This is a genomic window from Caballeronia sp. LZ028, assembly GCF_031451415.1.
GTDB lineage: Bacteria > Pseudomonadota > Gammaproteobacteria > Burkholderiales > Burkholderiaceae > Caballeronia > Caballeronia zhejiangensis.
On the sequence record NZ_JARUXN010000001.1, the window covers coordinates 2,319,153 to 2,334,702 of the forward strand.

Below are 15,550 nucleotides of genomic sequence, written 5' to 3' on the forward strand. Positions count from 1 at the left end.
AATCTCGTCTCTCTTCGGGTGGTTAGCTCAGCGGTAGAGCACTGCCTTCACACGGCAGGGGTCACTGGTTCGATCCCAGTACTACCCACCAGAATTCTGGTGTTGGTAAAGACAAGCACCGAAGATCAAAAGGCTCAAGTCTCACGACTTGGGCCTTTTTCATTTTCAGCCGGTGAAACGGGCATCACGACGCCCACACGCCGCGCGCCATGCCGCTCGCGGCGATCACCATCAACATGACGAGTCCGGCTTCGAGATCGCTCAGCCATGCGAAGCGTCGCGCCCGCGTGAGATCGATCGGCCCGCCCTGCGCGAGCGCGATGCGCCAGCGGATCAGCGCGAGCATCGGTGAGACTTCGATCAGCAGAATCACGACGAGCGCCGTCATCTTCAGATGGAAAAGCGGCTCGTGCAGATAGAACGCGCCGCCCTTTTCGAATCCGCCGAACGCGCGCGTCACGCCCGTGACGATCAGCACGATCGCCGTGACGCCCCACACGGAATCCGAACGAAAGACGTCACGCAGGCGCAGTGCGTTCGCCTGAATGGATTCCGCGGGATCGAGACGCCGCAACGCGCGGGCGCGCGCGAGCACCGAGCCGAGCGCGAAACCGAAAGCAAGAAGATGAAGCGCGGCCAGCAACCAACGTATCAGCATCCTTTCCTCCCTGAAGAGACAGGAACGACGTGTACGGCAATTTCGGCTAGATCAGACCTGACGCAGCGTCGCATCGAGCGCGCGCGCCGCGTTGCGGTCGCCTTCGCTCGCGAGCGGCGCGCGGAACACGGTGGTGCGATTGTGCCCGGCCGCGGCCGGCGAGTCCCACAACAATTCGACTTTCGGCCGGCGCGCGAACAGGCCGTGCCGCACTTCCCCGCTCGCGCGGATAGCAGGCGCGGCGGGCTCGGTCGCCGGCGCGAGCATGCTCGTCGACGGCGACGTCTCCGCCGGCTCCGGCCATTTCACCGACAGCTCGCGCGCGTCGTACTGGCCGAGCTTGCGGCTTTCCGCCCATACGACGGCGGTACGCGTGACGGGATCGAGCGAGAGCGCATAGCGCCCGATCGCGAAGCGCCGCGCCGCGATATTCGTGCGCCAGAGCGCGCGCGGACGGCAGATCCACATGACGATGGCATAAAGCGCCGGCCCGACGAGCAGCCAGCCGTTGGTCTCGGCGAGCGCCTGCGTGAAGCGCCGCCATCCGGAACTCCAGACGAACGCACCGACGGAAAACATCGCGAAGCCGAAAGCCAGCAGCGCAATGAAGCGCAACGCCTGCCGCAGCCATTGCGGCAGCGGATGCAGCGGCCGCTCCGTGCGCGCCTTCGCGCCCGGCAGCACGATCAGAAGAAAGATCAGGACGAGGTTCACGCACGCCCACGGCGACGACGTCATCGCGCGCAGCGAGGACAGATAGCCCATCTCGGACATCGAGAACGCCCAGCGCGCCGCGAGCACCAGCCCGATGGCGCGCAATGCGAACACAGTGCCGGCGCCCGGCGCCGGGTTCGCGCTGATTTGCTTGGGTCTCGCCAAAAGAAACGCTCCTGTCCACGTGCGATGCATGCCGCTCCGCGCATCGCGAAGCCCGGTCATTATAGGGAGATTACGGATGTCGTCAGAGGTTTCACATCCGCAGCGCGGTCTGTCGCGCGAAAGGCATGCCTGAATGTGCTATTACGACAACGCCCCGCGTGCCTTGAGGCACGCGGGGCGTCGTTTTTCAACTCATGCCGCGGCGAAGCGGCAAGACTTGCTTAGCTCGCGTTGACTTCGCGCAGAACCGTGCGGCGCTTCTGGCGCAGCAGTTCTTCATACACGTTGACGTAGTTCGCGGCCATGACCTTCGACGAGAAACGCTGCTCGAACGCGGCGCGAACCTTTTCGCGGGGCAGTTGATCCAGGCGCTTCACGGCGGCGATCGCCGAAAGTTCATCTTCGACGACGAAGCCCGACACGCCGTTCTCGATCACTTCCGGCACCGAGCCGCGGTTGAATGCGATCACCGGCGTACCGCAGGCCATTGCTTCGATCATCACAAGGCCGAAGGGCTCCGGCCAGTCGATCGGGAACAGCAGCGCGTGGGCGTTGCCGAGGAACTCGGTCTTCTCCGCTTCGCTGATTTCGCCGATGTACTCGACGTGCGGCAGCGCGAAGAGCGGCTTGATCTCTTCTTCGTAGTAGGCGCGGTCGGCCTTGTCGAGCTTCGCCGCGATCTTGATCTTCATGCCCGCCGCCTGCGCGATGCGGATCGCGCGGTCGACGCGCTTTTCCGGCGAGATGCGGCCGAGGAACGCGAGATAGCCGGGCTTGACGTTCGGGATCGGCTTCAACAGGTTTTCCGGCAGACCGTGATACACCGTCGAGAGCCAGTGCGCCTGCGGCAGCGGCTGACGCTGGTTGTCCGAAATCGAGATGACCGGCACGTCGTTGAACGTGTTGAAGATCGGCTGCAGTTCGGGCAGATCGAGACGGCCGTGCATCGTCGTCAGGAACGGCACCGGCTGGCGCGCGAACAGCGAAAACGGGTAATAGTCGATGTGGAAATGCAGCACGTCGAACTCGTCGGCGCGGCGGCGGACTTCTTCGAGCAGCAGCATATGCGGCGCCATCGTGTCGCGGATCGTCGGGTCGAGGCGCAGCGCCTGCGGCCAGAACGCCTCGAGCTTCGCGGACGTCTGCGAATCGCCGCTCGCGAAGAGCGTGACGTCGTGTCCAGCATCCACGAGTGCCTCGGTCAGATAAGACACCACGCGTTCCGTGCCGCCATACAGCTTCGGCGGAACAGCCTCGTGGAGGGGCGCGATTTGAGCGATTCGCATGTCGTGAAACTCCTAATAAAGAATCAGGCAAGTACTGCTGTCATGTTGACGTTGGAAAGCGAATCGCTCGGCTCGGGCGAAGCTTTCCGCGGCGCGGCGGCCGCGGCGCAAAGGCTGATGCTCGAGTGAAAAAGCGGGGTCGCTGATCACCGGTTCGTCGCGCAGGCGATTCGATCTAGCAATTGCGGTTCCATATCTCAAAATCGCCGCGCGCCAGCAATTAACGCGTATCTGCTGCGGCGGTTGACGCGAACTTGCAAAAACCTGTCGATGGCCTAAGGGCAAACCCGGATCGGATTATGGAGTTTTTTCCAGAGCGGCGCCGGCAGTCATTTCAACTTATTTACCTTGTTACAAGGGGGATACACTTTGCAAACCACTGTTTATTAAGGTTGTTCTACATTTGAGCACGGGCTCTGACGATGCCCGGGCGGCAGCACGCACTCCGCGCCGTCTGACCCGCCGCGTAGGCCGGATTGCGGCACCGGCTGCGTTATCGGGCGCGACACGTGCTTTTGTGTTCGCTGGCGCGATTGGCGCAGATCCTTCAGACGAGCGTTCCATCGCAAAAAGTCGTGCAATGTGCTTACAATGCGCGCCCATGCCGTCAGCCGCGCTCGGCGGCCGAAAGGCTGAGGCGACGCCCGATTTTTGCCGTGGATGATGTTCGGATGGCCACACGCGCCGAGCGTCACATGCCCGAAGTCGCGATGCCGCAGCGCGATACTGGCTACAATTCAGTGATGGAGACGGCGCAGCGTCGCCTCGCTTGACGTCAGTCGCGCCGGATCGGGCGACGCATCGCATGCCGGCAGTCGCATCTCGCACCGCGCATGGCACTGCCCGAAGGCGCAACACACGCTCAACCGCTCTACGACCAAAAAAGACCATTGGACCAACTCACCGTTTCCCAGCGTAACGCGCACAACGCGAAGCTTTCGAGCTACGCGCATCGGCCGCTCGCGTTCCTGATGCGCTACATCCGCCGTCACCCCGTCGCGCATGCCATCGTGCTCTTCAGCGTGTTCGCCGCGGTCGGTTGCGCCCTCGCCTCGCAGTACGCGATCAAGCATCTGATCGACGTCCTCGGACAAGGCCGCGGGCATCCCGGCCCGCTGTGGGGCGCGTTCATGATCCTGGTCGGGCTGATCGCCGCCGACAACCTGCTGTGGCGGGTCGGCGGCTGGGTCGGCGCGCACGTCTTCGTGATCGTTACCGGCGACTTGCGCAAGGACCTCTTCTCGTATCTGTCCGGCCACTCGCCGACGTACTTCTCCGAGAAGCAGCCAGGCATGCTCGCGAGCCGGATCACGGCGACGTCGAACGCGATCTACACCTCCGAGAACGTGATGGCGTGGAACGTCCTGCCGCCGTGCATCGCGGTGCTGGGCGCGATCGTGATGATCGTCTCCGTCAATCCGCTGATGGCCGCCGGTCTCATGACCGCATCGCTGATCCTCGCGCTGATCCTGTACCGGCTCGCGAAGCGCGGCTCGGCGCGGCATCACAGTTTCGCGTCGAAGGCGGCGTCGGTGGATGGCGAGCTCGTCGACGTGATCGGCAACATGGCGCTCGTGCGCGCGTTCGGCATGACGTTCCGCGAGCAGAAGCGTTTCGGCTCGACCGTCAAGGCCGAAATGGTCGCGCGTCAGCAGAGTCTGCTGTACCTCGAAAAGCTGCGCCTGTTCCACGCGGTCGTCACGGCGATCCTTTCCGCAGGCCTGCTCGGCTGGGCGCTGTGGCTGTGGTCGCAAGGCCGCGCGACGTCGGGCGATATCGTGCTCGTCAGCTCGCTCGGTTTCACGATCCTGCACGGCACGCGCGACTTGGCCGTGGCGCTCGTCGATGTGACGCAACACGTCGCGCGTCTCGCCGAAGCCGTGCAGACGCTGCTGGAGCCGCACGGCATGCCGGACCGCTCGGACGCGACGGAACTCGTGCCGCAAGGCGGGCGCGTCGATTTCGAGGGCGTGACGTTCGCCTATCCGCGCCGCCGTCCGATTCTCGACAATTTTTATCTGCATATCGAGCCGGGACAGCGCGTCGGGCTGATCGGCAAGTCGGGCGCGGGCAAATCGACCGTGCTCGCGCTGCTGCAACGCTTCTACGAGCCGCAAAAGGGCAGCATCAAGATCGACGGCCAGGATATCAGCGCGATCACGCAGGACAGCCTGCGCCACGCGATCGCGCTCGTGCCGCAGGATATTTCGCTGTTCCATCGCACCGTGTTCGAGAACATCGCGTACGGACGTCCGGATGCGAGCCGCGAGGAAGTGCTCGCCGCCGCCCGCGAGGCGCGCTGCACGGACTTCATCGAGGCGATGCCGGAAGGATTCGACACGATCGTCGGCGACCGCGGCGTGAAGCTGTCGGGCGGTCAACGTCAGCGCATCGCGATCGCGCGCGCGATTCTGAAGAACGCGCCGATTCTGCTGCTCGACGAAGCGACGTCGGCGCTCGACAGCGCATCGGAAGAAGCGATTCAGCAGGCGCTCGACCGGCTGATGGTCGGCCGCACCGTGATCGCGATCGCGCACCGTCTGTCGACGCTGCAGAATTTCGACCGCATCATCGTGATGAGCGCGGGCAAGGTCATCGACGACGGCCCGCCGCAAGAATTGCGCGAGCGGCCGGGGCTGTATCGCGAGTTGCTGGCGAAGCAGCACGGCAAGGTGCCGTCGATCGTCGCGACGCCGCACAAGCAGCCGGCGTAAGCGTCATCAAGCAAAAAGGCCGCGTTTTCCGCAAGGAACGCGGCCTTTTTCACGTCTTGAGGTCGCGCAGAAAGTTGTCGCGCCACACCGAGACATTGTTGTCGCGCAATTGCGCCATCATCTCTTCGTAGCGCGCTTTTCGCTCGTTCAAAGGCATGCTGAGCGCCATGGCGAGTGCATCGGCCATGCCGTCGATATCGAGCGGATTGACGATGAGCGCGGCCGTCAGCTCGCGCGCCGCGCCGGCGAATTGCGACAGCACGAGCACGCCGGGATCGTCCGGATTCTGCGCCGACACATATTCCTTCGCGACGAGATTCATGCCGTCGCGCAACGGCGTGACGAGACCCACGTGCGCCTCGCGGAACAGCGCGGCGAGCACCGGCCGCTCGTACTGACGATGGATATAGCGAATCGGCGTCCAGTCGAGTTCGGCGTATCGGCCGTTGATGCGGCCCGATTCCGCTTCGAGCTGCAAGCGGATGTCGCGATAGGCATCGACATCGGAGCGGGTCGGCGGCGCGATCTGCAGGAACGACACGTTGTTGCGCTGCTGCGGATCGTGTTCGATCAGCCGCTCGAACGCGCGAAAACGCTCGACGAGCCCTTTCGAATAATCGAGACGATCGACGCTCATCACGAGCTTGCGATGATGCAGCGTCGACTTGACGATTTCCACGTCGCGTCCGCGCTCGCCGTCTTTCGCGAGCGCGGCGATTTCATCCGGATAGACGCCGATCGGATACGCCGCCGCACGCAGCGTCTGACCGAACGCGCGAATCGCGACCGGCTTCGCGCCGTCGCGCTGCAACGCGCCGCCCGCTTCTGTTTCGATGTAATCGCAGAACGCGCGCAGGTCCGGCTCCGTCTGAAAACCGAGCAAATCGAACGCGCACAGCGCCTCGACCAGTTCGCGATGACGCGGCACGCTCAACAGAATCTGCGACGCCGGAAACGGAATGTGCAGAAAGAAGCCGATGCGATTCTTCACGCCCAATGCGCGCAGCGCCTGCGCGAACGGAATCAGGTGATAGTCGTGCACCCAGATCACGTCGTCGGGCTTGAGCAGCGGCGCGAGCTGCGCCGCGAGCCAGCGATTCACGCGGCAATAGCCGTCGTATTCGTGCCGGTCGAACTCGATCAGGTCCGGCCGATAATGAAACGCGGGCCAGAGCGTCGCATTCGAGAAGCCGCGATAGTACTGGTCGTAATCGCGCCGCACGAGTCCGATGGTCGCGAACGTCACCGGTCCGTGCTCTTCGAGCTTGATGTCGTCAGGTGCGGACGTGAGCACGTCCCCGCTCCAGCCGAACCACATGCCGCCGGTTTCCTTGAGCGCGTCGTAGACGCCGACCGCAAGCCCGCCCGCCGCGGGCCCGCCTTCGGAAATCGGCGCGACGCGATTCGAAACGATGATCAGCCGGCTCACGCGTGCTTCCCCGCCGTGCCCGCGATTACTTGCAGCCAGTCGAGCAGCAACTCGACCGATTCGATGCGCGCGCGCGCAACCGTATCGCCGGGGCCGACCTTGATCGACAGGCCATCGAACTCGTTCACGACCGCGAAACCTTTTTCATCGGTGAGATCGTCGCCGATAAACACCGGCTTGCGCCCCGTGAACGGCGGCTCGCCCATGTACGCGCGCACCGCGCGGCCCTTGTCGACGTCCTTCGGCTTGATCTCGTAGACCATCTTGCCCGGCTGCAGCACGTAGGCATCGGCATATTCCGCGACGAGCTTTTGCGTCGCCGCGCGCGCCGCCGGCTCGCGGTCGGGCGCATTGCGGTAATGCAGCGCGAGCGCCGCGCCCTTGATTTCGAGCAGCATGCCCGGATTCGCGCTGACGACTTTCTCGAGCGCGTGCTCCATGCGAAGGAGCCGCTCGTCGTTGAAGCCGATGCGCTGCACATCGCCGTTCGAATCGCGCCGTTCCGCGCCGTGCATGCCCGCGACGGGCAGATCGTCCATCTGCAGGAACGAATCGATATTGTCGATGCCGCGCCCCGATACGACCGCGACCGCGCCGTTGGTCGCGCGTCTCAACGCGGCGAGGATGTCGGGCACCGAGCGCGGCACGAAGATGCCATCGGGCGTCGAGGCGAGTTCGACGAGCGTGCCGTCGAAATCGAAGAAAAAGGCGGTCTCGGCAAGAGACAGGGAATCGGGAAGAATTTGCATCGATCTTTGGCCTGTGGTTTGCCTGTGATGTGGCGCGCGGTCCGTCTCGGACGACGCAATGCGTGCGAATCTTACCGCGCGAATGCTTTCAATTCAGAAAGCTCCGAACTTTCAGCTTTCGACGTGCGGCCTTTCAGCGCGCTTGAACCATGCGGCAAATCGTCTCAAAAATAGTCCGATAGCGACATGATGCGCTGGAGACGCGTGAAAGGCGTGTATTTTGCGACGAAGTTCAAATCGAATCATCCTGCAACGCCATTCCCGATGCACGCTTCGTTCCTCGAATTTCCCGCGCGGCGCCTCGTCGCCCTTCTCTCGCTGTGCGCCCTCGCCGCCTGTTCGAAGCCCGCCGAGCCGTGGCATCTGACGGATGTATCGGGCCATCTGCCGGATCTCGATTTCTCGCTCATCGACGATGGCGGCGCGAGCGTCACCGGACGATCCTTCGCCGGGAAGACGACGCTCGTCTACTTCGGCTACACGCATTGCCCCGATGTCTGCCCGGAAACGATGGCGCGCCTGATGCAAGTGCTGCAACGCGTTGGGCCGGATGCGGACGAGACGCGCATCGTCTTCGTTTCGGTCGACCCGGCGCGCGACACGCCCGCGCTTTTGCGCTCCTACGTGCGCGCCTTCGACGACAAACACGCGGTCGGCCTGACCGGCACGGATCGCGCGATCGAGAAAGTCGCGCAGCGTTATCGCGTCGCGTATCAGATGGAAAAGCGCGATCCGGACGGCGCGTATGAAGTCACGCACAGTTCGGCCGTCTATATCTTCGATGCCGCCGGTCACGCGCGCCTGCTCGCGACCGATCACGATTCGATCGACGCCATCGCGGCCGATCTGAAGCGCGTGATCCACGCAAAGGACGCCTGACGATGAGCACGCTGCTTTACTGGTTCGATCCGTGGGAGCCGTCGCCGACGGTCGTGATCGCGGTGCTCGTCGCGGGGATTCTGTTCGCGCGCGGGGCGCGGCATGCGCGCGTGTCGGTGTCGCGGCGCATCGCGTTCTGGTTCGGCCTCGTTGCGCTTTACGTGGCGCTGCACACGCGGCTCGATTACTTCTTCGAGCACGAATTCTTCATGCATCGATTGCAGCATCTCGTGCTGCATCATCTCGGTCCGTTTCTGATCGCGCTGTCGTATCCGGGCGCGGCGCTGCGTGCGGGCATTCCGTTCGGATGGCGGCAGCGCTGGTTGCGTCCGGCCGCGCAAACGCGCATTGCGCGCGTCTTTTGCGATGTCGTGTTCAATCCCGTGATCGCCGTCGCGCTGTTCGTCGGGCTGATCTATTTCTGGCTGCTGTCGCCGATCCACTTCAAGGCGATGCTCGATTACCGGCTCTATCGCGTAATGAACTGGAGCATGGTGATCGACGGCCTGTTGTTCTGGTGGCTCATTCTCGACCCTCGGCCCGCGCCGCCCGCGCGCCTCGCGCCCGGCAGACGGATTCTCGTCGTGATCGCCGCGATTCCGCCGCAGATCATTCTCGGCGCGTACATCTTCTTCACGCCGCACGAGCTGTATCCGATCTATTCGATTTGCGGCCGCGCGTTCACCTGGATCACGCCGATGCGCGATCAGCAGATCGGCGGCCTGTTGCTGTGGATTCCCGGATCGATGATGAGCGTGATCGGCGCGCTGATTGCGCTGCGTCACTGGCTGCGGCTGTCGGCGCGCTCGCGGCTCATCAAGGAACGCAGCGTCGCGATCGCGGCGCCCGTCAACGTCAGCGCGTCATGAAGGAAAACCGGGACGGCGCATCCAGACGTGCGGAATGCCGTCTTCGTCATGCACACCCGACGACGGCACGAAGCCGAACGCGCCGTAGAAGCGCTGCAAGTGCGCCTGTGCGTGAAGGCTGACCGGCTGATCGGGCCATTGCTTCAGGATCTGCTCGAGCGCGCGTTCGAGCATCGCGTTGCCGAGCTTCAGGCCGCGAAACTTCGCGGTCGTCAGCACGCGGCCGATGCGCACGTCCTTCTCGCCCTCGTCCGGATGACCCGGCAACAGCACGCGCAGATAACCCGCGAGCGCCGGGCGCTTCTCGCCTTCGCCATATGCGAGAAGATGCCACGCGTCGACATCGAGGCCGTCGATATCGCCATACACGCAATTCTGCTCGACGACGAACACGGCGCTACGGGCCGCGAGCATGTCGTAGACCTCGGTCGTCGACAGATCGTCGAAGCGCTTCCAGCGCCATTCGAGTTGGGAGAGTGAGTCGGTCATTGGAGTAGGTGTGGCAGAAACGTTGCAATTATGCCGTGCCGCCACGGGACGCAGAATCGGTGGCTACCGGCGTTCCGAAAAAGAAAAAGCCCTGACGGATCAGGGCTTTTCAAGTGGAGGCGCGGACCGGAGTCGAACCGGTCTAAACGGCTTTGCAGGCCGCTGCATAACCGCTTTGCTACCGCGCCACAAGCGGTTCTGGTGCCACCGGCAATTGACCGGCTGAGCCACCAAACAAAAAGGGAAGCTTGGCTTCCCCTTTGACTGGAGCGGGAGACGAGTCTCGAACTCGCGACCTCAACCTTGGCAAGGTTGCGCTCTACCAACTGAGCTACTCCCGCAATATCCTGCGATACAACTACTGCCGGTACTGCTGCCGCGTTGCGCTTTGCCAATTCAGCGCCGACGACCTCAGAACCTTCAAAATCTGGAGCGGGAGACGAGTCTCGAACTCGCGACCTCAACCTTGGCAAGGTTGCGCTCTACCAACTGAGCTACTCCCGCGTGTTACTGCTTTCTTTTACTCTTGCTTCGCTTGCTGCGTCGCGTCGTGCATCAGAGAAACGAGATTATGTAGAAGCCAAAGAAGGCTGTCAACTGTTTTGTGAGAGGATTTTTTCGCTTCGACGCAATTTTTGCAATGAGCGCGTTTTCCGCCTCAAAGCATGCCGCCGCGCTCGCGAATCTGCGGCCACGCGAGCTTCATGTAGTAGAGCATCGACCAGACGGTGAGGAACGCGGCGACGTAGATGAGCCACAGGCCCCACACGCGCGTGTCGATGATCCATTGCGTGCCGGCGATCTTCAGCGGCCCGTAGAACAGCAGCATCGGGATCGCGACCATCTGGCACACGGTCTTGAACTTGCCGAGCTGATTCACCGCGACGCTCTTCGATGCGCCGATCTGCGCCATCCATTCGCGCAGCGCGGAAATCGTGATTTCGCGTCCAACGATGATGAGCGCGATCACCGCATTGAGCCGCGACAGTTGCACGAGCACGAGCAGCGCGGCGGTGACCATCAGCTTGTCGGCAACGGGATCGAGGAACGCGCCGAACGACGACGTCTGATTGAGCTTGCGCGCGAGAAAGCCGTCGAACCAATCGGTGAGTGCGGCGAGCACGAAGATGACCATGCCGAGCAGGTTGCGATGCTCCGGGCTCATCATCATGTCCGGCAGATAGAACACGCCCACGACGAGCGGAATCAGCACGATTCGCAGCCACGTCAGGAAGATCGGTAGATTGAACGGCATGGGCGAAAGCGGTTGAGGGACATGTAAGGAAGCCGCCATTGTGCCGCGTCGATCCGGCGCTCACAAGGCGGCGCACCGCTGTGGCGCGCCGCGCGGCCGGCTTTGCGGCTCAATGCAACTGACGATAAATCTGCTGCGCGAGCGCGAGCGAAATGCCTTCGACGCTCGCCAGGTCCTCGACGCTCGCCGCCTGCACGCCGCGCAATCCGCCAAAACGCGACAGGAGCCGCTGACGCCGTTTCGCGCCGACGCCTTCCAGTTCCTCCAGCCGTGAAGTCTGGCGCGCCTTTGCCCGCTTCGCGCGCATCCCGGTGATGGCGAAGCGGTGCGCCTCGTCGCGGATCTGCGCGACGAGCATCAGCGCCGCGCTTTCCTTGCCGAGTTCGAGCGCGGCGCGGCCGTCGACGAACAGGAGCGTCTCCAGGCCGACCTTGCGCCCTTCTCCTTTCGCTACGCCTACCAGCATGCCGTGATCCAGACCGAGCTCGGAGAACACCTGCCGCGCGATTTCCACCTGGCCCTTGCCGCCGTCGATCAGCACGATGTTCGGCAGCGTGCCGCCCGCCGCGACCGGTTCGGCGCCATCGGGCGTGACGTTGGGATCGGCGGCATCGTCGGGTTGCAGGGTCGCGGCTTCATCGTTGGCGTTCGCGGCGGCCTGCGCGACCATCTTCTCGTATCGGCGCGTGAGCACCTGCCGCATCGCGGCGTAATCGTCGCCCGGCGTGATGCCGGTGATGTTGTAACGCCGGTATTCGCCCGACTGCATCTTGTGATGGTGATACACGACGCACGATGCCTGCGTCGCCTCGCCCATCGTATGGCTGATGTCGAAGCACTCGATGCGCAGTTGCGCGAGATCGTCCATCTCCATGGACAGCGTGTCCGCGAGCGCGCGCGTGCGCGCCTGCTGCGAACCCTGTTCCGACAATAGGCGCGCGAGCGCGAGCTTGGCGTTGTTCTCGGCCATCGAGAGCCACGCGCGCTTTTGCCCTTGCGGCTGACGCAGCAGCGTGACCTTGTGCCCCGCCTGCTCGATCAGCAGATCGACGAGCTCGCGACTCGACGGCGCATGACTCACGACGAGCACCGGCGGCACGCGATTGCCGATGTAATGCTGCGCCATGAAGGCTTCCAGCACTTCGGATTCCAGCGAGCTTTCGCGTGGCTCTTCGGACTCGGTTTCGGTTTCCGTTTCGGTGGGCGCATCTACCGTTTCGTTGGCATCCGCAAGCTCGTCTTCGTCGCCGAGCGCCATCGCGCTTTCGACGTGCGCCGGGAAATACGCCTTGTCGCCCAGATGCCGGCCGCCGCGCACCATCGCGAGATTCACGCACACCTTGCCCCCGAGCGCGACGACCGCGAGGATATCGACATCGCTCTCGCCACCGACTTCGATCGCCTGCTGATGCAGCACGGTCGACAGCGAGCTCATCTGATTGCGCACCGCCGCGGCCTGTTCGAACTTGAGATCCGCGGCGAACGCGTGCATCTTCTGCTCCAGCTCCTTCATCACCTCGCCCTGACGCCCGAGCAAAAAGCGCGACGCATTCGACACGTCGCGCGCGTAATCCTCTTCGTTGATCAAGCCGGTGCACGGCGCGGTGCAGCGCCCGATCTGATGCAGCAAACACGGCCGCGTGCGGTTGTTGAACACCGAGTCCTCGCAGGTGCGCAACTGGAAGACGCGCTGCAGGATCTGGATGCTCTCGCGCACCGCCCACGCGCTCGGAAACGGGCCGAAATACTGGTTCTTCTTGTCGACCGCGCCGCGGTAATACGCCATGCGCGGAAACTTGTGGCCGGTGAGCTTGAGAAACGGATACGACTTGTCGTCGCGAAAAAGGATGTTGTAGCGCGGCGCGAGCGCCTTGATCAGATTGTTTTCGAGCAGCAGCGCTTCGGCTTCCGAGCGCGTGACGGTCGTCTCGATCTTGCGGATGCGCGTGACCATCATCGCGATGCGCGGCGAATGCAGCGTCTTCGTGAAGTAGCTCGACACGCGTTTCTTCAGATTGCGCGCCTTGCCGACGTAGAGCACGTTGCCGTCGCCGTCGTAGTAGCGGTACACGCCGGGCAGATGCGGCAATTGCGCGAGCGTCGTTTTCGGGTCGAAATCCGGTTGGAGGGCGTCGGTGTCAGTCATGCAGCAAGGGGACGAAAGGCATCGGCACGACGGTGAGCCGTGCCTGGAGCGTTATCTTAGAATCGCCAGTTTAGAACATTAAACTGCGCGCCTTCGTCCTCATGACTACGCTTGCCGCCAATCAGGAACTCGCCTGCGACATCTTCTGCGCGGTCGTCGACAATTTCGGCGACATCGGCGTGTGCTGGCGTCTCGCGCGGCAGTTGCACGCGGAGCACGGCTGGCGCGTGCGTCTTTTCGTCGACGATCTGACGGTCTTTCACGCGCTCTGCCCCGACGTCGATGCGACGCTGCCGCGCCAGGAGGCGATGGGCATCGCGATCGAGCACTGGCGCGAGCCTGCGCATGCGGGCGACACGCTCGCCATCGCCGATGTCGTGATCGAGGCGTTCGCGTGCGAATTGCCGCATGCGTACATCGCCGCGATGGCACGCCGCGATCCGAAGCCGGTCTGGATCAATCTCGAATATCTGAGCGGCGAGGATTGGGTCGCCGATTTCCACATGCGCCCGTCGCCGCATCCGCGCTATCCGCTCGACAAGAGCTTCTTCTTTCCCGGGCTCGGCAAGGGCACGGGCGGCGTGCTGAAGGAACGCGATCTCGACGCGCGCCGCGAGCGCTTCGAGGCGAACGCGTGGTGGCGCGAGCGCGTCGGGATCGAGCGGCCGGGCGGCGAACATACGGTCGTGTCGCTGTTCGCATATGAGAATCCGGCTGTCGACGCGCTCCTCGCGCAATGGCGCGACGGCGATGCGCCCGTCGTGCTGCTCGTTCCCGAAGGCCGCATCTCGGGCGCGGTCGCACGCTTTTTCGACGTGCCGAACTTCATCGCCGGCACGACGGCGCGCGCCGGCGCGCTGGAGGCGCACGCGCTCGGCTTCGTCGAGCAAACGCGTTTCGACGAACTGCTCTGGGCCGCCGACATCAACTTCGTGCGCGGCGAGGATTCCTTCGTGCGCGCGCAATGGGCGATGAAGCCCTTCGTCTGGCACATCTACCCGCAAGCCGACGACGCCCATCTGCCCAAGCTCGACGCCGCGCTCGCGCATTACACGCGCACGCTCGATCCGTCCGCGCGCGAGGCGGCCGCACGCTTCTGGCACGCGTGGAATGGCGTGGGCGTTCCCGACTGGGCGGACTTTTGGGCGCATCGGCGAGAATGGGAGCGCCGCGCCGTGAAGTGGGCGAAGGAACTCGCGGGCATCGGCGATCTGGCCGGCAATCTCGCCGCCCATGTGGCCTCGCGAATCAGCAGACGAAACTCGCGCTGACGCGTTTCCGGAGCGCCAATCGACTGGCCAAACAAGCAAAAACTCAGTTAAAATAAGCGGTTATCCGAGGAAGCAAGGCGCAGTTCGTCCAGTTTTGCGCCGCGAAGATCAAGCCATTTGCTCAAGCCGTTCGCGGCAGATCCCTCGTTAGCCCGAACACTCGCACGGCGGCGGCATAAAACCGAGGCACCGCCGCCGTCGGATCGATTCATTTCAGGCATTCAAGCCAAATCCATTCGTACAGGACCCAGTTTTATGAAGACCGCACAAGAACTCCGCGTCGGCAACGTCGTCATGATCGGCAACGATGCCATGGTCGTGCAGCGCGCCGAGTACAACAAGTCGGGCCGCAACGCCGCGGTCGTGAAGATGAAGTTCAAGAACCTGCTGACGGCAGCGGGCATGGAAACCGTCTACAAGGCTGACGACAAGTTCGACGTCGTCGTGCTCGATCGCAAGGAAGTGACGTACTCGTACTTCGCCGATCCGATGTACGTCTTCATGGACGCCGACTACAACCAGTTCGAAGTCGAAGCCGAAATGATGGGCGACGCGCTCAACTACCTCGAAGACGGCATGGCGTGCGAAGTCGTGTTCTACAACGAAAAGGCCATCTCGGTCGAACTGCCGACCACGCTGGTTCGGGAGATCGTCTACACGGAACCGGCCGTCAAGGGCGATACGTCGTCGGGCAAGGTGCTGAAGACCGCCAAGCTGAACACCGGCTTCGAACTGCAAGTGCCGCTCTTCTGCAACATCGGCGACAAGATCGAAATCGACACCCGCACGAATGAATATCGCAGCCGCGCGTAAGCCTTACGCCGCTGTGTCGTAAGCCGAACGGCCGGTGCAGCGCACCGCCCGATCGGTCCAAAAAAGCGCCCCATCGCGGGCGCTTTTTCTTTTGCATGAATTTTTTGACAATT

The 15,550-nt window shown here is 63.3% G+C and carries 13 protein-coding genes and 4 tRNA genes; 6 read left to right on the forward strand and 11 right to left on the reverse strand.

Annotated features, from left to right (window positions below):
• The first annotated feature begins 16 nt into the window (after positions 1–16).
• Positions 17–91 (forward strand) — tRNA-Val (locus QCE58_RS10970).
• Between the two features lie 93 nt (positions 92–184).
• On the opposite strand, the gene QCE58_RS10975 is transcribed toward QCE58_RS10970, so the two are convergent.
• The 3 genes from QCE58_RS10975 to QCE58_RS10985 form a co-directional block, all read right to left on the reverse strand.
• A complete protein-coding gene (locus tag QCE58_RS10975) occupies positions 185–658 on the reverse strand; it encodes a DUF2214 family protein (RefSeq protein WP_008342057.1) in 474 nt (157 codons plus the stop codon).
• Between the two features lie 51 nt (positions 659–709).
• A complete protein-coding gene (locus QCE58_RS10980; RefSeq protein WP_008342060.1) occupies positions 710–1,537 on the reverse strand; it encodes a hypothetical protein in 828 nt (275 codons plus the stop codon).
• Positions 1,538–1,758: 221 nt separating this feature from the next.
• Entirely contained in the window at positions 1,759–2,823 is a 1,065-nt protein-coding gene (locus tag QCE58_RS10985; RefSeq protein ID WP_008342061.1) for a glycosyltransferase family 4 protein, read from the reverse strand.
• A gap of 833 nt (positions 2,824–3,656) precedes the next feature.
• Here QCE58_RS10985 and QCE58_RS10990 point away from each other — a divergent pair.
• A complete protein-coding gene (locus QCE58_RS10990) occupies positions 3,657–5,537 on the forward strand; it encodes an ABC transporter ATP-binding protein (protein ID WP_235366332.1) in 1,881 nt (626 codons plus the stop codon).
• A 49-nt stretch (positions 5,538–5,586) separates the two neighbouring features.
• Here QCE58_RS10990 and otsA read toward each other — a convergent pair whose 3' ends face one another.
• Entirely contained in the window at positions 5,587–6,966 is a 1,380-nt protein-coding gene (gene otsA / locus QCE58_RS10995) for an alpha,alpha-trehalose-phosphate synthase (UDP-forming) (protein WP_250521229.1), read from the reverse strand.
• On the reverse strand, positions 6,963–7,715 hold the full coding sequence (gene otsB, locus QCE58_RS11000) for a trehalose-phosphatase (RefSeq protein ID WP_008342064.1): 753 nt from the start codon (positions 7,713–7,715) through the stop codon (positions 6,963–6,965). Before otsB ends, otsA begins: the two co-directional genes overlap by 4 nt.
• A 264-nt stretch (positions 7,716–7,979) precedes the next feature.
• Between otsB and QCE58_RS11005 the strand changes: the two genes are divergently transcribed.
• Together QCE58_RS11005 and QCE58_RS11010 are read left to right on the forward strand one after the other, a co-directional pair.
• Complete coding sequence (locus tag QCE58_RS11005) at positions 7,980–8,594, forward strand: SCO family protein (protein ID WP_175980488.1); 615 nt, start codon at positions 7,980–7,982, stop codon at positions 8,592–8,594.
• Positions 8,595–8,596: 2 nt separating this feature from the next.
• A complete protein-coding gene (locus QCE58_RS11010) occupies positions 8,597–9,463 on the forward strand; it encodes a cytochrome c oxidase assembly protein (RefSeq protein ID WP_250521230.1) in 867 nt (288 codons plus the stop codon).
• Here QCE58_RS11010 and QCE58_RS11015 read toward each other — a convergent pair.
• The 6 genes from QCE58_RS11015 to uvrC form a co-directional block, all read right to left on the reverse strand.
• A complete protein-coding gene (locus tag QCE58_RS11015; RefSeq protein ID WP_008342069.1) occupies positions 9,458–9,952 on the reverse strand; it encodes a GNAT family N-acetyltransferase in 495 nt (164 codons plus the stop codon). The two genes, QCE58_RS11010 and QCE58_RS11015, sit on opposite strands and share 6 nt — an antisense overlap.
• 114 nt (positions 9,953–10,066) lie before the next feature.
• Positions 10,067–10,140, reverse strand: a tRNA-Cys gene (locus tag QCE58_RS11020).
• Between the two features lie 77 nt (positions 10,141–10,217).
• Positions 10,218–10,293, reverse strand: a tRNA-Gly gene (locus QCE58_RS11025).
• A gap of 87 nt (positions 10,294–10,380) precedes the next feature.
• Positions 10,381–10,456: transfer RNA gene (locus QCE58_RS11030), tRNA-Gly, on the reverse strand.
• Positions 10,457–10,610: 154 nt separating this feature from the next.
• Positions 10,611–11,207: a CDP-diacylglycerol--glycerol-3-phosphate 3-phosphatidyltransferase gene (pgsA, locus tag QCE58_RS11035; protein WP_008342071.1), complete on the reverse strand. Its 597-nt coding sequence runs from the start codon at positions 11,205–11,207 to the stop codon at positions 10,611–10,613.
• A 109-nt stretch (positions 11,208–11,316) separates the two neighbouring features.
• Positions 11,317–13,353 carry an excinuclease ABC subunit UvrC gene (uvrC, locus tag QCE58_RS11040; RefSeq protein WP_250521231.1) on the reverse strand — a complete coding sequence of 679 codons (2,037 nt, stop codon included), beginning with the start codon at positions 13,351–13,353 and terminating at the stop codon, positions 11,317–11,319.
• 101 nt (positions 13,354–13,454) lie between these two features.
• On the opposite strand from uvrC, the gene earP reads away from it, so the two are divergent.
• Together earP and efp are read left to right on the forward strand one after the other, a co-directional pair.
• A complete protein-coding gene (earP, locus tag QCE58_RS11045) occupies positions 13,455–14,624 on the forward strand; it encodes an elongation factor P maturation arginine rhamnosyltransferase EarP (protein ID WP_250521232.1) in 1,170 nt (389 codons plus the stop codon).
• A 255-nt stretch (positions 14,625–14,879) separates the two neighbouring features.
• Positions 14,880–15,437: an elongation factor P gene (gene efp, locus QCE58_RS11050; RefSeq protein WP_008342076.1), complete on the forward strand. Its 558-nt coding sequence runs from the start codon at positions 14,880–14,882 to the stop codon at positions 15,435–15,437.
• Positions 15,438–15,550: the final 113 nt, after the last annotated feature.

Bases quoted from the DNA above. Each gene is read 5' to 3' on its own strand.
- QCE58_RS10975 (WP_008342057.1), bottom strand. From the start codon at position 658: ATGCTGATACGTTGGTTGCTGGCCGCGCTTCATCTTCTTGCTTTCGGT.
- QCE58_RS10985 (WP_008342061.1), bottom strand. From the start codon at position 2,823: ATGCGAATCGCTCAAATCGCGCCCCTCCACGAGGCTGTTCCGCCGAAG.
- QCE58_RS10990 (WP_235366332.1), top strand. From the start codon at position 3,657: ATGGCACTGCCCGAAGGCGCAACACACGCTCAACCGCTCTACGACCAA.
- otsB (WP_008342064.1), bottom strand. From the start codon at position 7,715: ATGCAAATTCTTCCCGATTCCCTGTCTCTTGCCGAGACCGCCTTTTTC.
- QCE58_RS11005 (WP_175980488.1), top strand. From the start codon at position 7,980: ATGCACGCTTCGTTCCTCGAATTTCCCGCGCGGCGCCTCGTCGCCCTT.
- QCE58_RS11010 (WP_250521230.1), top strand. From the start codon at position 8,597: ATGAGCACGCTGCTTTACTGGTTCGATCCGTGGGAGCCGTCGCCGACG.
- QCE58_RS11015 (WP_008342069.1), bottom strand. From the start codon at position 9,952: ATGACCGACTCACTCTCCCAACTCGAATGGCGCTGGAAGCGCTTCGAC.
- pgsA (WP_008342071.1), bottom strand. From the start codon at position 11,207: ATGCCGTTCAATCTACCGATCTTCCTGACGTGGCTGCGAATCGTGCTG.
- uvrC (WP_250521231.1), bottom strand. From the start codon at position 13,353: ATGACTGACACCGACGCCCTCCAACCGGATTTCGACCCGAAAACGACG.
- earP (WP_250521232.1), top strand. From the start codon at position 13,455: ATGACTACGCTTGCCGCCAATCAGGAACTCGCCTGCGACATCTTCTGC.
- efp (WP_008342076.1), top strand. From the start codon at position 14,880: ATGAAGACCGCACAAGAACTCCGCGTCGGCAACGTCGTCATGATCGGC.